Source organism: Actinacidiphila sp. bgisy160 (genome assembly GCF_057707815.1).
Genome location: NZ_JBYIQW010000033.1, coordinates 20,607 through 34,379 on the forward strand (window position 1 = coordinate 20,607; position 13,773 = coordinate 34,379).

General features: G+C 74.3%; 10 protein-coding genes and 1 pseudogene. 4 read left to right on the top strand and 7 right to left on the bottom strand.

The genetic code is table 11. From position 1 onward, the window contains the following. Nucleotides 1-108: 108 nt before the first annotated feature. Nucleotides 109-1,785 carry a DUF885 domain-containing protein gene (locus tag AC3EUJ_RS24000; RefSeq protein ID WP_431964740.1) on the bottom strand — a complete coding sequence of 559 codons (1,677 nt, stop codon included), beginning with the start codon at nucleotides 1,783-1,785 and terminating at the stop codon, nucleotides 109-111. 48 nt (nucleotides 1,786-1,833) lie between these two features. Beyond that, nucleotides 1,834-2,316: an Lrp/AsnC family transcriptional regulator gene (locus tag AC3EUJ_RS24005; RefSeq protein WP_431964617.1), complete on the bottom strand. Its 483-nt coding sequence runs from the start codon at nucleotides 2,314-2,316 to the stop codon at nucleotides 1,834-1,836. A gap of 59 nt (nucleotides 2,317-2,375) precedes the next feature. Between AC3EUJ_RS24005 and AC3EUJ_RS24010 the strand changes: the two genes are divergently transcribed. Next, the gene (locus AC3EUJ_RS24010) at nucleotides 2,376-3,554 is read left to right on the top strand and encodes a trans-sulfuration enzyme family protein (RefSeq protein WP_431964619.1); all 1,179 of its coding nucleotides are present in this window, start codon (nucleotides 2,376-2,378) and stop codon (nucleotides 3,552-3,554) included. Here AC3EUJ_RS24010 and AC3EUJ_RS24015 read toward each other — a convergent pair. The 5 genes and pseudogenes from AC3EUJ_RS24015 to AC3EUJ_RS24035 all read right to left on the bottom strand — a co-directional run bounded on the left by AC3EUJ_RS24015 (nucleotide 3,508) and on the right by AC3EUJ_RS24035 (nucleotide 7,733). Then, on the bottom strand, nucleotides 3,508-4,878 hold the full coding sequence (locus AC3EUJ_RS24015; protein ID WP_431964621.1) for a GNAT family N-acetyltransferase: 1,371 nt from the start codon (nucleotides 4,876-4,878) through the stop codon (nucleotides 3,508-3,510). The genes AC3EUJ_RS24010 and AC3EUJ_RS24015 overlap by 47 nt on opposite strands. 76 nt (nucleotides 4,879-4,954) lie before the next feature. Next, the gene (locus tag AC3EUJ_RS24020) at nucleotides 4,955-5,476 is read right to left on the bottom strand and encodes a DUF1990 domain-containing protein (protein ID WP_431964623.1); all 522 of its coding nucleotides are present in this window, start codon (nucleotides 5,474-5,476) and stop codon (nucleotides 4,955-4,957) included. Between the two features lie 315 nt (nucleotides 5,477-5,791). Next, nucleotides 5,792-5,982, bottom strand: a pseudogene (locus tag AC3EUJ_RS24025) (alkaline phosphatase D family protein); the annotation flags it as partial. A gap of 118 nt (nucleotides 5,983-6,100) precedes the next feature. Next, on the bottom strand, nucleotides 6,101-7,171 hold the full coding sequence (locus tag AC3EUJ_RS24030; RefSeq protein ID WP_431964625.1) for a TerC family protein: 1,071 nt from the start codon (nucleotides 7,169-7,171) through the stop codon (nucleotides 6,101-6,103). A 52-nt stretch (nucleotides 7,172-7,223) separates the two neighbouring features. After that, on the bottom strand, nucleotides 7,224-7,733 hold the full coding sequence (locus tag AC3EUJ_RS24035; RefSeq protein ID WP_431964627.1) for a universal stress protein: 510 nt from the start codon (nucleotides 7,731-7,733) through the stop codon (nucleotides 7,224-7,226). A 147-nt stretch (nucleotides 7,734-7,880) separates the two neighbouring features. Between AC3EUJ_RS24035 and AC3EUJ_RS24040 the strand changes: the two genes are divergently transcribed. The 3 genes from AC3EUJ_RS24040 to AC3EUJ_RS24050 all read left to right on the top strand — a co-directional run bounded on the left by AC3EUJ_RS24040 (nucleotide 7,881) and on the right by AC3EUJ_RS24050 (nucleotide 13,752). Further along, the gene (locus AC3EUJ_RS24040; RefSeq protein WP_431964629.1) at nucleotides 7,881-8,228 is read left to right on the top strand and encodes a helix-turn-helix transcriptional regulator; all 348 of its coding nucleotides are present in this window, start codon (nucleotides 7,881-7,883) and stop codon (nucleotides 8,226-8,228) included. A gap of 743 nt (nucleotides 8,229-8,971) precedes the next feature. After that, complete coding sequence (locus AC3EUJ_RS24045) at nucleotides 8,972-10,798, top strand: HSP90 family protein (RefSeq protein WP_431964631.1); 1,827 nt, start codon at nucleotides 8,972-8,974, stop codon at nucleotides 10,796-10,798. Further along, nucleotides 10,795-13,752: a tetratricopeptide repeat protein gene (locus tag AC3EUJ_RS24050; protein ID WP_431964633.1), complete on the top strand. Its 2,958-nt coding sequence runs from the start codon at nucleotides 10,795-10,797 to the stop codon at nucleotides 13,750-13,752. Before AC3EUJ_RS24045 ends, AC3EUJ_RS24050 begins: the two co-directional genes overlap by 4 nt. The last annotated feature ends 21 nt before the right edge of the window (nucleotides 13,753-13,773 follow it).

A 13,773-nucleotide genomic window follows, 5' to 3' on the forward strand; every position in this document is an offset into this window, starting at 1 on the left:
GAGCACCCGGTGCGCGAGGGCTCGTCGCGGCCTGTCCGGATCCGGAGCGGTGAGCGGCGGAGCACGGCGTCCTCCCCCGGGCGGGGCCCGGGGGAGGACCGGTGACGGCTAGAGCCTGGAGAGCTCGTCGACGAGGTCGTCCAGGCCCAGGGAGCCCTGCGACAGCGCGGCCATGTGCCAGGCCCTGAGGTCGAAGGAGTCGCCGTGGGCCTTGCGGGCGGCCTCGCGCCCCGCGAGCCAGGCGCGCTCGCCGAGCTTGTAGCCGATGGCCTGCCCCGGCATGCCCAGGTAGCGGATGATCTCGCTGTCGAGCATGGCGTCGTTCAGCCCGTTGTAACGCCCGAAGAACTCGCGGCCCAGCTCCGGCGTCCAGGTCTCGCCCGGGCGGTACGGGCTGTCCCGCGGGATCTCCAGCTCCAGATGCATGCCGATGTCCAGGATGACGCGGGTGGCCCGCAGCATCTGCGCGTTGAGGTAGCCGAGCCGGCGTCCCGCGTCCGTCAGGAAGCCGAGCTCGTCCATGAGGCGCTCGGCGTACAGCGCCCAGCCCTCCGCGTTGGCGCTGACCTGGCCCAGCGTGGCCTGGTAGCGGCTGAGCCGGTCCGCGACGTACACCCACTGCGCGAGCTGCAGGTGGTGGCCGGGGACGCCCTCGTGGTACCAGGTGCTGACCAGGTCCCAGACGGGGAACCGCTCACGACCCAGCGTGGGCAGCCAGGTGCGGCCGGGGCGGGAGAAGTCGAGCGAGGGAGAGGTGTAGTACGGCGCGGCGGCGCTGCCGGGCGGGGCGATCCGGGACTCGACCTGCTTGACGGGCTCGGCCAGGTCGAAGTGGGTGCCGTCGAGCGCGGCCATGGCCTCGTCCATCACGCCCTGCAGCCACTCGCGGACCGCGTCGACGCCCTCGATGGCCTCGCCGGCCTCGTCCAGGTGTGCCAGGGCCTCCATCGGGGTGGCGCCGGGCAGCACCTTCTCCGCCTCGGCGCGCATCTCGGCCTCGATGCGCCGGAACTCCTCCCAGCCCCAGGCGTACGCCTCGTCCAGGTCGAGGTCGGAGCCCGTCCAGTAGCGGGCCCAGCGGGCGTACCGCTCGCGACCGACGGCGTCCGGGGTGCCCTCGACGGCCGGGGCGTAGACGTCGCGCAGCCAGTCGCGCAGGGCGGCGACGGCGGCGGTGGCCTCGGCGGCGCCGCCGTCGAGCTCGGCCCGCAGGGCCTGCGGGCCCTCCTTCGCGAACTGCGCGAACCAGCTGGCGTCCGCGTCCTCCCCCAGCCACTCGCCGAGCTGCTCGATGACCGTGGTGACCTGACGCGGACCGGCCGGCAGCCTGCGGGCGACGCCCTCCTCCAGGGAGGCCCGGTAGCCCGCGAGGGCCTCCGGGACGGCGCGCAGCCGGGCGGCGACGGCGGCCCAGTCCTCATCGGTCCCGGTCGGCATCAGCATGAAGACGCCGCGCACCGCGTGGACGGGGGAGTGCAGGTTGCTGACGGCCCGCAGGCCCTCACCCGCCTCGTGCACGGCCAGTTCGGCGGTGAGCCGCTCGCGCAGCAGCCGCGCGCAGCGGCGCTCGTCGTCGTCCGGCACCTCGGCCGCGTCGATGTCGGCCAGGGTGCGGCGGGCGAGCTCGGCCTGGGCCTCCAGGCCGGCGGGGGTGAAGTCGGGGAGCCGGTCCTGGCCGGTCCGCACCCCCAGGTACGTGGCGGTGATGGGATCGAGTTCGGTGACCGCGTCGACGTACGCGTCGGCGATCCGGCGGGGCAGCGCGCTGCCGGTGGTGTCGGGCATGGTCACATCCTGGTACGGGGCGGCGTGCTCCGTCATCACCATTGACGATCATATTCCTGACGTGGGCGGGAGCAGCGGGCCGCAGTCCCAGTGCTGGAAGATCAACCGGGTTTCGACGCGGGCGACTTCGGGCCGCGAGGTGAACTCGTCGACGACCAGCCGCTGGAGGTCGCCGGTGCTCGCGACGGCCACGTGGACGAGGTAGTCGTCCGGCCCGGTGAGGTGGAACAGCGCCCGCGACTCCGGCAGTGCGCGCACCCGCTCCACGAAGGGGCCGATCAGCTCCCGGCGGTGCGGCCGCACCTGCACCGCCAGCAGTGCCTCCAGCGGGCGTCCGAGCCGGGCCGGGTCGACCCGCAGCTCGTGGCCGAGGATCACCCCGGTGCGGCGCAGCCGGCTGACCCGGTCCAGACAGGTGGACGGGGCCACGCCGACGGCGGCGGCGAGGTCCTTGTAGGTGGTCCGTGCGTCGTTCTGCAGCAGGCGCAGAATCTCGAGGTCGACCGGATCCAGAAGCACAGAATCGGACACCGGCCGAAATTAGCACGGGCGATCCGCGCTACGGACCGGTAGCTGTTCAGCATCGGGCCATGGACACGACAGCATCGGCGCACACCCGCCGCGCCCTCGCCACCGAAGCCGTGCACGCCGGCCGCGAAGACCTCGCGGACCTCGGCCTGCACGCCGTTCCCCTGGACCTGTCCACCACCTACCCCTCGCGGGACAGCCGCGCCGAGGCCGCCCGCCTCGACGACTTCGCCGCCACCGGTGCCGCGCTGACCGGCCCGCCGGTCTACTCCCGGCTCGACAACCCCACCGTCGCCCGCTTCGAGACCGCCCTGGCCAAGCTGGAGGGTGCCGAAGCCGCGGTGGCCTTCGCCAGCGGCATGGCCGCACTCACCGCCACCCTGCTGGCCCGCGCCTCCATGGGGCTGCGGCACGTGGTGGCCGTCCGCCCGCTGTACGGCTGCAGCGACCACCTCCTGACCGGCGGTCTGATCGGCACCGAGGTGACGTGGACCGACCCGGCCGGCGTCGGCGACGCCATCCGCCCCGACACCGGCCTGGTGATCGTGGAGACCCCCGCGAACCCGACGCTCGCCGAGGTCGACCTGCGGGCCGTCGCCCACTCCTGCGGCGAGGTGCCGCTACTCGTCGACAACACCTTCGCCACGCCTGTCCTGCAGCGCCCCCTGGAGAGCGGCGCCCGGATCGTGCTGCACAGCGCCACCAAATACCTGGGCGGTCACGGCGACGTCCTGGGCGGGGTCGTCGCCTGCGACGAGGAGTTCGCCCGTGTGCTGCGCAAGGTGCGCTTCGCCACCGGCGGGGTGCTGCACCCCCTCGCCGGCTACCTGCTGCTGCGCGGGCTGTCCACGCTGCCGGTCCGGGTGAAGGCCGCCTCCGCGACGGCGGCGGCGCTGGCCGAGCGGCTGGCCGCCGACCCGCGGGTGGTCAAGGTGCACTACCCGCGGATCGGCGGCGCCATGGTCGCCTTCGAGGTCCAGGGCGACCCGCACGAGGTGATCGCCGGGGTCCGGCTGATCACCCCGGCGGTCAGCCTCGGGAGCGTCGACACCCTCATCCAGCACCCGGCCTCGATCAGCCACCGCATCGTCGACGAGGGCGACCGGCACAGCTCGGGCGTCAGCGACAGGCTGCTGCGGCTGTCGGTCGGGCTGGAGGACGTCGAGGACCTGTGGGAGGACCTGGACATCGCGCTCAGCGCGGCCGAGCGCTCGCGCCGGCCGGTGACAGCGTCGCGGTGATGACCAGCGTGCCGTCCTCGACCTGGTAGTCCAGCGGCAGACCCAGGCGGCGCATCGTCGCGACCATCGCGGTGTTGGTCGCCTGGGTCACCGCGTACACGCTCGCGCACCCCGTGTCGACGGCCTGGGCGACCAGGCGGTGCAGCAACTCCAGGCCGATGCCGCGGCGTTGCCAGGCGTCCTCGACCAGCAGGGCGACCTCGGTCTCGTCGCCGTCCCACAGCAGGTGGCCGAGTGCGACGAGCCGGCCGGAGACGGTCCGCACGGCGAGTGTCCGCCCGAAGCGGGGGCTGAGCAGGTGCGTCAGATAGCGGTCCACGTCCGCGACCGGGCCGTGGTAGCGGCGCGCGAGGGTGGCGGTGGAGCAGCGGTCGTGGAGTTCGCGGGCGGCCTCGAGGTCCTCCGGGCCCGCGCGGCGGACGGTGATCTCATTGCCCTCGGGCAGGGTGAGGACGGCTCGGCCCTCCGGGACCCTGGTGCCCAGGTGCGCGTCGAGTTCGACGAGCGCGCGGGCGCGGGCGAACTCGGTCGGGGTGAACGGGAGATAGGCGCGTTCCACGGTGATGGTGCCTCCGGCCGGGTCGCGCAGCCGCATGATCGTGTCCTCCAGGGTGTCCTCGGCCGGATCGGGGCCGGCCGTGCCGGGCGGGGTGGACCTTATGGTGCAGCGGCCGAACAACTGGCGCAGGGCCAGGGGAAGTTCGGCGGCGTCCAGGGCGGTACGGGTGGCGAGGCCCAGCACCCGGGTCGGGGTGTCGATCAGGTCGTGGGCGTCGGCCCGCTCGATCCAGGTGTCGTGCCCGCCCCCGCCGGCCACGGCCCGCGTCAGGTCGCCCGGGGCGAGGGCGGCCGGGGCGCGGACCAGGAACTCGTCCACGGTGCCCTCGGCCAGCGGGTGCGTCTGGAGCGTGAGGATGTCCACGCGCCGCCCGGCCAGCGCCGTGCAGAGGGCGGCCAGGCTGCCCGGCGTGTCACGCACCGTGGTGCGCACCCGCCACAACGTGGTCCCGGCGTCGGTCCCGTCCACGGCGGAGCTTTCCCCCGGCTCCGTCGTACGGCTCCCGTTGTGGCTCCCGGCTGTCGGCGGTGAGTGACCGTGATGGCGTGCCCACCATGTGTGGAAGCCGGCCGTGGCGACGAGTGCGGCGGCCGACAGGCACAGCAGGGCGGGGCCGTCGGGGGCGTGCCCGACGAGGTTGGCGATGAGGTCGGCGGTGGCCACGGCCACGAAGAGCGCGGCGAGTTCGATGACGTCGCGGCGCCAGTGGTGCTGCCGCCGTGCGGCGGCGGCAGGGGCGGTCGTGGCGGAAGTCAGGTCTCGCATGCGAACACCATGCCGAACACGTGTTGCGTGATCACGAACGCGTTGTGACCGACGGGTAAAGGGTGGGCCATGTCGGTTAACTCCCCCTTTCAATAGTTCTGTCCTGCGACAATCGGCGCAGACATTGGCCGTAACGCCGCGCGAAGCCACGCTGAGTGACGCGTCCCAGGGGGCCCAGTAGACCCACGTACCACGCCCCCGGTCCACTGAAGGCCGTGACATCCAGCCACACGGACCCGTCCGGGGCGAGGCCCACCACGAAGGCCTCCTCCCCGCGCTCCGGGTGGCCGGGGAGCGTCCCGTACGCGAATCCCACGCGCTCCGGGTCGTGTTCCGCCCACACCACCTCGCACGGCGCGCGCAGCGGGCCGATCCGCAGGGGCACGGGCACCCCCGGCGCCGCGTCCGGGGTGCCGGCGGGCACCCGCAGTCCGGCCGCCCGGTGCATCCGCCACCCCATCAGCGCCCGGCCGGCCGCGGCCAGCACCTCGGAGCCCTCGCCGAGCCGGATCCGCTCGTGCAGGCGGTGGAACCCAGGCGGCGTGGGGCCGCCGGTCCGGGTCACCCCGACCTGCTCGTAGGTGAAACCACCAGTCACGGCGCCATCCTCCCGGTCCGTCAGGAGTCCGTGGAGTACCCTCCCCGGCCACTCCACGAGGTCTCGAAATCGCCGTATTGCCCCGGCGATTTGCACATGCTAAGCCTTCGGGGCACCGCCGCCCGCCGGTGCGGAGTGCGGCTCGCCTCCTGGTCCAGCCGCGCATGGGGAGCGGCGGGGTCTCGGCGCCTGCGCGCTTGCCGAGCCAGGCGTGGAACCCGCAGGGCTTCGGCATGCTCCACCGGGCGGTTCCCGTGCCCCCTTCCGGTTGGGCCCGGAACGATCAGTGAGACCCGCGACGGCCACTCGGCGACAACGGCCGAGGATGCCCTGCGGGTCGTAAGCCTGGCTGTCGGGGGAGTCGGCGTTGCGGTACGTGCGCATGTCGAGGACGAAGCCGTCCAGCAGGGGGCCCTGCCGCGGTACCCGGTGCACCCGGCCGGCGCCGTCCGGTCGCAGCGAGGGGATGGGGAGTGCTCGGCGAACGCCCGCCGCGCCCGGTCGGCGTTCGCCGGGGACGTCCACGCTCTTCTCGGCGTCCCGGTGTCCCGGTGTGGCGGGAAGTGGCAGACGCGCACTGCGGCGCCGGTGGCGCGGTGGCCGGCCGGAGGCGCCGGGTCGTGGTCATGACGCGTCCTTCCCGTGCGCGTCGTGCGCGTCGTGCGTATGGACGCCCTGGTGGGACGTGGGGGTCCGCTCGTCGCCGCGAGCGCTGACGGATCCGGCGGCGCCGGCCTCGGCCCGCTGGTGGTCGATGCCGGTGGGCTGGTTGCGGGTGGCGATCAGCGACCACGCGATGGACACGGTGATCGTCACGGTGATGACGCCGAGGGTGAGGGGGATGGGCAGCTTGCCGACGGGGGTCTCGGACAGGATGAGCTTGACGCCGGCGAAGGCGAGCAGGACCGCGAGGCCGTAGTGCAGGTACTGGAAGCGGCGCAGGAGTCCGGCGAGGCAGAAGTACAGGCTGCGCAGGCCGAGCACGGCGAAGGCGTTGGCGGTCCAGACGAGGAACGTACTGGTGGTGATCGCGAGGACGGCGGCGACGGAGTCGACGGCGAAGATCAGGTCGGTGGCCTCGATCGCGACAAGCGCCACGAACAGCAGGGTCGCGACCCGCCGTCCGTGGACGCGCACGAAGAACGTGCCGCCGTGATACCGCGGGTCGGTCGGGATGATCTTCTTGACCAGGCGGACGACGGGGCTGCGATCCGGGTGGACCTCGTCTTCCTGGGAGAAGGCCATCTTCCAGCCGGTCCAGATCAAGAACGCGCCGAAGAGGTAGGCGGTCCAGAAGAACAGCTGCAGCAGTTCGGCGCCGACGAAGATGAACACCAGCCGGGCTGCGAGGGCGCCGAGGACGCCCCAGAACAGCACCTTGTGCTGGTACGCGTCGGGGACGGCGAAGTACGAGAAGACCAGAGCGAAGACGAAGACGTTGTCGATCGACAGGGCCTTCTCGATCAGGTAGCCGGCGTAGTAGGTCGAGGCGGTCTCACCTCCCTGCCACGCCCAGAGGACGAGGCCGAAGCCGAGACCGATGGCGATCCAGATGCCGCTCCAGACCGCGGCCTCACGAAAGCTGATGACGTGGTTGTCACGGTGGGCGACCAGGTCGACGGCGAGCATCACGCAGATGCCGAGAGTGACCGCGGCCCACACCCACAGCGGGACGGAGAACGGCAGGTCGTTCATCGCGAAACGTCTCCCCTCCAACAGCGGGACAGGTCACGAGCAGGGGGGCCGGTCACGGCGAGGGCAGGCTCATGGGCGTCAAGGCGGCGGGGGCGACGGCGTGCACGCGAGGGCCTCCGTGCAGGGCCGCGGCCTCGATCAGGGTGAACGCGTCCAGCCCCGCCGGGCCGCGGCGGCCGGCCACCACGTCCGGGGCCCGGTGGCGGCAGGCCAGCGCCAGCAGCTGCCGAGCTGCCGCCAGACGAGACCCGTCACCCGATGGCAGGTGGAAGACCTCGGGAATGTAGCCGGTCCCCTTCGGGCCGACCTTCGGAATGACACGGGCCAGCACCGCCCGCACCGACGCGGAGGCCGGGCCCGGACAGGAGCGGCGGACGTGCGGGGGCATCACGGCGATCAGCAGCAGCGGAACGCGGCGGGCGAGGGCGAGTCGGGCGGCTGTCTCGGCCACCGCGACATCGTCGACGCCGTCGGTCAGGACCGCCGCCACCGGCCGGACCAGGCCCGCCCGGCCGGGGTGGGGGACGCAGTCACGTGCGGGGTGGGAAAGCAGTCGGGTCATGGCGCTTACCCGCCTTCCTTAACGGGAGGAATCACCTCAAGAGTCACCCCACCCCTGACATGCGTCAACGGTTACGCGAAAATTTTTTCGCCAATAAATTTTCGCGTGATGGCTGAACATGCGAAACGGGATTCGTATGATGGGGCCATGGGCAGCTCATCGGCGCGCGGCGGACAGTGGACGTTCCTGACCAATCACGCACGGGTGCTGCTGTGGCTCGCCCGGGACGCGGAGGTGCGACTGCGTGATGTCGCCGCCGGCATCGGCATCACCGAGCGGGCGGTGCAGATCATCGTCGCGGACCTGGAGGCGGCCGGGTACCTGACCCGGACCCGGGTGGGCCGCCGCAACCGCTACACCATCGACTCCAGCGTCGCCCTGCGTCACCCTTCGGAGGCCGACCACCCCGTCGCCGACCTCCTGAGCGCCTTCCTCCACCGCGAGGACGCACCGGACACCGCGGCCGCCGAGCCCCGGGCGGCTGCCAGGCCGTGAACCAGGGGCGGCTGCCGACGGTTCTCCACGGCCACGAACACCGTCCGCTGCGCCTGTCGGCACCGTGCCGTTCGCCCTCGTCACGAGCTGGGACAGGCGGAGACGTGGGACCTGACCACCGGTGAAGTCCGCGCCGGCGCCGACCAGCGGGCCGTGGAAACGGCGGGTGTGCCCCGAACGACGCGGTCGCCGAGGTCCACACCACGATCCGCGCCGGCCGGTCCGCGCGCACCCGCACCGGGCCGCCCGACGCCGTGAGTCCCCGGTCCGCACATCCGCGTCGCCGCCGGCTTCCCCGACCCGGCCGGCGCGGGCTCTGCTCGCGCCGTGTGCCGCCGATCCGAACGCCCAGTGAACAACCGCCCCGCGCCGCACCGGCGCACCGGTCACGGGCACCTTCCCCCCGGCCCCGGCCCCGGCCCCGGCCCCGGACACCCGGCGCGGCGGTGTGCGGTTCGTGTGGTCGCGCGACCCGGCAGCGCAGGGCCGGTGCAGCGCCCGCGGCGTCGGCGGCCCGCGCGTACGCCATCGGCGCGGTCGGCCGGACCTGTGCGTCCACACCCACGACCCGGCCGCGGCGCCCACCCGCTCCCCGCACTTCCGGTTGCCGCCGCGCACCACGAAACCCCCTGGTCACCTCGGCCCCACCGCCATACGATGTTCCGCAATCCGGCGGCCGCGATCACCCGATCGCCCTACCCGCGCCCCATCCGCCCTCCCTGGGATGCACCGGCGCCCCCACGATGACTGCAGATCAGACACCGCACGCCTTCCAGGTCGACCTGCGCGGCCTGGTGGACCTCCTCTCCCACCACCTCTACTCCAGCCCCAAGGTCTACTTGCGGGAGCTGCTGCAGAACGGCGTCGACGCGATCACCGCCCGCCGGGCCGAACAGCCCGGCGCCCCCGCCCGGGTGCGCCTGTACGCCGAGGGCGGCCGGCTGCGCGTGGAGGACACCGGCGTCGGCCTCACCGAGTCCGACGTGCACGACCTGCTGGCCACCATCGGCCGCAGCTCCAAGCGCGACGGGCTGGAGAGCGCCCGCTCGGAGTTCCTCGGCCAGTTCGGCATCGGGCTGCTCGCCTGCTTCGTCGTCGCCGCGGAGATCCGCGTCGTCAGCAGGTCCGCCCGGACCCCGGACGCCCGGCCGGTCGAGTGGACCGCCCGTGACGACGGCTCGTACACCGTCCGCACGCTGCCGCCGGACGATCACCCCGAGCCCGGCACGACCGTCCACCTGACCGCCCGGCCGGGCGCCGCGCAGTGGCTGGCCGAGGAGCGTGTGCTCGCCCTCGCCAAGGACTTCGGCTCGCTGCTGCCGTACGACGTGCGAGTCGGCGACACCCCCGTCACCGAGCGCCCGCCCGTCTGGGAGCGCCCGCACCCCGGGCAGGCCGCCCGCCGGGTCGCGCTCGCCCGGCACTGCCACGAGCAGTTCGGCTTCACCCCGCTCGACGTCATCGACCTCGACGTCCCCCTCGCGGGCGTGCGTGGCGTCGGCTACGTCCTGCCCGCCGCGGTCAGCCCCGCCCAGCGCGCCGGGCACCGCGTCCACCTCAAGGGGATGCTGCTCACCGACCGGGCCGACGAACTCCTGCCGGAGTGGGCGTTCTTCGTCCGCTGCGTGATCGACACCGACAGCCTGCGCCCCACCGCCTCCCGGGAGAGTCTGTACGCCGACGAGACGCTCGCCGCCGTCCGTGAGGCGCTCGGCGAACGCATCCGCGGCTGGCTGACCGAACTCGCCGCGGGCGACCAGGAGCGGCTCGCCCAGTTCCTCGCCGTCCACCACCTCGGCGTCAAGTCGCTCGCCCGGCACGACGCGGAGATGCTCCGCACGATGCTGCCGTGGCTGCCGTTCGAGACCACCGACGGGCAGGTGTCGCTGGAGGAGTTCGCCCGCCGCCACCCCGTCGTCCACTTCACCCGCACCGTCGAGGAGTACCGGCAGGTCGCCGCGATCGCCTCCGCGCAGGGCATCGGGGTCGTCAACGGCGGCTACACCTACGACGCCGACCTGGTCGAGCTGCTGCCCACCGTGCGTCCCGGCACCGCCGTCGCCGAACTCGACGCGGACACCGTCACCGCGCACCTCGACCCCGTGGACCCCGCCGAGGAACTCGCCCTGTCCGGCTTCCTCGCCGCGGCCCGCGCCCGGCTCGACCCCCTCGGCTGCGACGTGTCGCTGCGCACCTTCCACCCGGTCACCGTCCCCGCGCTCCACCTGGACGACCGGGCCGCCCGCCACGAACGCGCCCGCGCCGAGGAGGAGGAGCGGGCCGACGAGCTGTGGGCGGGGATCCTCGGCTCGCTGCGCGGCGGCGCCCCGCGCGCCCGGCTCGTCCTGAACCACCTCAACCCGCTGGTCCGGCGGATCAGCGGCTTCACCGACCCCGAGCTCGTCGGCACCGCCGCCGAGGCGCTGTACGGTCAGGCCCTGCTGATGGCCCAGCGCCCGCTGCGCCCCGCCGACTCCGCGCTCCTCAACCGCGCCTTCCTCGGCCTGCTGCAGTGGGCGGCGCAGACCGCCGACAGGCCGGCCGACGCCGAACAGGAGGACGGCCGATGAGCGACCAGCCGCCGACCGCCGAGACGATACGCCGCGCCCTGCGGCAGAACCGGGAGGAGCCCGAGGGCCGCGCCCGCAACGCCGGCGCGGAGCGCATCGTCGCCGAGGCCGAGGCCACCGGTGACACCCCGCTCCTCCTGCAAGCCCTGTTCAACCTCGTCAACGCCTACGCGTACAGCAGCGAGCGGGACAAGTTCTTCGTGCCGTTCGCCCGCCTGCTGCGCATGTGGGACGAGCGGCCCGGCGACTTCGACGGCGAGAGCGCCCACCACCTGCACTGGATCTTCAAATGGGTGGCCGGCAACATGCTCGACCAGCCGGGTATCCCGCTCGCCTCCATCGAGAAGTGGCAGAGCGAGATGGAGCACCGTTACCGCCTCGCCGGCCACTCCGAACGCGCCGTCCGCCAAGGCGAGTTCCGCATCGCCCGGCACCTGGGTGACACCGCCCGCGCCGAGGCTGCCCACGCCGCGTGGCTGGCGGCGGACCGCGACGCCATGGCCGACTGCCACGCCTGCGAACTCCACGGCCAGGGCAGCTGGCAGGTCGACCGCGGCCGCGACGAGCAGGCGCTGAACACCTGGGAGCCCGTCCTGGCCGGGCAGTACACCTGTGCCCACGAACCGCACAATGTGCTGGCGTCCTCGCTGCTGCCGCTGGTCCGGCTCGGCCGGCTCGACGAGGCGCGCGCCCACCACCTGCGCGGCTACCGCCTGGTGCGCTCCATGGAGAGCATGCGCGGCGCCGTCGCGGGCCACGTCGAGTTCTGCGCCCTGACCGGCAACGAGGCGCGCGCCCTGGAGATCCTCGCCGAGCACCCCGCGTACTTCACCGACACCGGAGACCCCGACACGCTCATGGACCACCTGGCGGTCACCGGGATCCTGATGCGCCGCCTCGTCGCCCTCGGGCACGCCGACCGAGGCGTCCCCGGCCCGGCCGGCACCGAATGGACCGCCCGCACGCTGCTCGCCCACGCCGCGCGCGAGGCCGCCGCCATCGCCGCGCGCTTCGACGCCCGCAACGGCAACGACGCCGTCAGCCGCCGCGTGAACGAGCGCCTCGCCGCCGAGCCCCTCGTGGAACGGCTCCCGCTGGGCGTCCGGGCCCGGCAGCGCCTGACCGTGCCCGCCCGCCCGCAGCCCGTGCCGCCCCCCGCAGCGGCCGCCATGCCCGCGGGCACCGAGGACGTGCCCGTGCTGCTCGCCGAGGCCCGCAGGCTCAGTGCTGCCCAGCACCCCGACGCGGGCGCCGCCTGGGCCGCCGCGGGCCGTGCCGCGGAGCGCACCGGCACCGCCCTGGACGACCTGGCCCGCGCCGAGATCGCCGACCACGCCGGCATCGGCGCCTTCACCGACCCCGCCGTCGCCGTACCGCTCTTCGAGAACGCCGCTGGGCTGTTCGAGGAGGCCGGCGAGCCGGGCGAGGCCGCCGCCTGCCGCGCCCGCGCCGCCTACGCGGTGGCCGTCGCGGAACAGACCGGTCAGTCCCTCGCCGCACTCGACGCCGCCGTCGACGCCCTGCGCGAGCTGCACCGCGCCGGCCGCGCCACCGCCCGCCAGCTCACCGGGGCCTGGCTGGCCCGGGTCCACGTCCGGCCGCCCGGTGCCGAGGCCGAGGCGGAACTGCGGGGCGTCATCGCCTTCGCCGAGGAGCACCGCGACGAGGAGCGGATGGCAGGCCGGCTCGCCGATGCGATCGCGCTGCAGGCCCGCCACACCGCCGCGCGCGGCGACGCCGCGACCTCCGCCGAACTCTTCGCGCGGGCCGCCGGCCTCCACCACGAGGCCGGAACCCCGTGGCACGCCGTAGAACCCGAGGCACTCCTCGCCGACCTCTCCCTCCAGCGGGACGACCACGCCACCGCGGAGGAGGCCGCCCGCGCCGCGCTGGAGCACGGCGCCGCCACCCTGGGCCCGGTGCACCGCGCCCACCTGCACACCGTGCTCGCCGCCGCGCTCGCCGCCCGCGGAGCCGACGCCGAGGCCGCCGACCACGCCCTGGAGGGCGCCCACTGGGCCGACGAGGGCGACATGTCCGAGGAGCTCGGCGCCTGGGCGCGGCTCGTGCTCGGCGGAGCGCTGCTGCGCGAGGGCAGGGCCGCCGAGGCCGCGACCGTGCTGGAGACCGCCCTGCCCGACCTGGTGCGCGCCCACCACGACGGGCGGGTCGTCCAGGCCCGCTGGTGGCTGGGGGAGGCGCTGCGCGACCTGGACGAGCCGCGCGCCGCCGCCGAGCAGTTCCTGCTCGCCGCGGAGATCGCGCGGGGCTGGGAGGAGCAGCAGGACCACGCCGTCCTCGCGAACCTCGCCGCCGACTCCCTGGAACGGGCCGGGCTGGCCGGCGAGGCCGCACAGGCGTACATCCGGGCCGGTGAGCTCTGGCGCGACCTGGAGCGCCCCGTCCCGCTCGTCCGCACCCTGCGCGCCCGTGCCTGGCTCGCCCTCCACGACGGCCGGGGCGGTCTCGCCGAGGGCCGTTCCGCGATGGCAGAGGCCGCCGCGGTGGCCGAGGAGGCGCTGGCCGCGGCGACGGCGGCCGGCGACGTGAACGCCGCGGTGCACCTGCGTGCCGAACTGGCGGGCACGCACCGGCAGACCGGCGAACTGATCGTCCGCGCCTGTCCCGGCGAGCCCGGCGAGGAGGACACGGACGGCTCGGCGCGCGCCGCGTACGAGGAGGGCCTGGCCTGCGCCGAACGCGCGATCGCCGTCTTCGACCCGGGTCCCGCGCGCAGCGCGGCCCAGCTCATGGCCGCCTGGCTGGAGGCCGACCTGGGACGGCACACCGCGGCCGCCCGGCGGGCCCGGTCCGTCCTCGCCCTGTACGAGGGCGAGGACGCGGATCCGGACGACGAGGTCGCCGCCCAGCGGCTGGCCGAGGCGCGCTCCGTCCTGGAGTACGTCGGCGAGCGCCCCGCAGGACCGGAGCAGGCGCGGGCCGGGGAGGCGTAGGCCCGGACCGCGCCGCGGTTA

Excerpts from the sequence above, each read along its gene's own strand:
- AC3EUJ_RS24000 (WP_431964740.1), bottom strand. The coding sequence starts at position 1,785 with ATGCCCGACACCACCGGCAGCGCGCTGCCCCGCCGGATCGCCGACGCG.
- AC3EUJ_RS24010 (WP_431964619.1), top strand. The coding sequence starts at position 2,376 with ATGGACACGACAGCATCGGCGCACACCCGCCGCGCCCTCGCCACCGAA.
- AC3EUJ_RS24015 (WP_431964621.1), bottom strand. The coding sequence starts at position 4,878 with ATGCGAGACCTGACTTCCGCCACGACCGCCCCTGCCGCCGCCGCACGG.
- AC3EUJ_RS24030 (WP_431964625.1), bottom strand. The coding sequence starts at position 7,171 with ATGAACGACCTGCCGTTCTCCGTCCCGCTGTGGGTGTGGGCCGCGGTC.
- AC3EUJ_RS24035 (WP_431964627.1), bottom strand. The coding sequence starts at position 7,733 with ATGACCCGACTGCTTTCCCACCCCGCACGTGACTGCGTCCCCCACCCC.
- AC3EUJ_RS24040 (WP_431964629.1), top strand. The coding sequence starts at position 7,881 with ATGGGCAGCTCATCGGCGCGCGGCGGACAGTGGACGTTCCTGACCAAT.
- AC3EUJ_RS24045 (WP_431964631.1), top strand. The coding sequence starts at position 8,972 with ATGACTGCAGATCAGACACCGCACGCCTTCCAGGTCGACCTGCGCGGC.
- AC3EUJ_RS24050 (WP_431964633.1), top strand. The coding sequence starts at position 10,795 with ATGAGCGACCAGCCGCCGACCGCCGAGACGATACGCCGCGCCCTGCGG.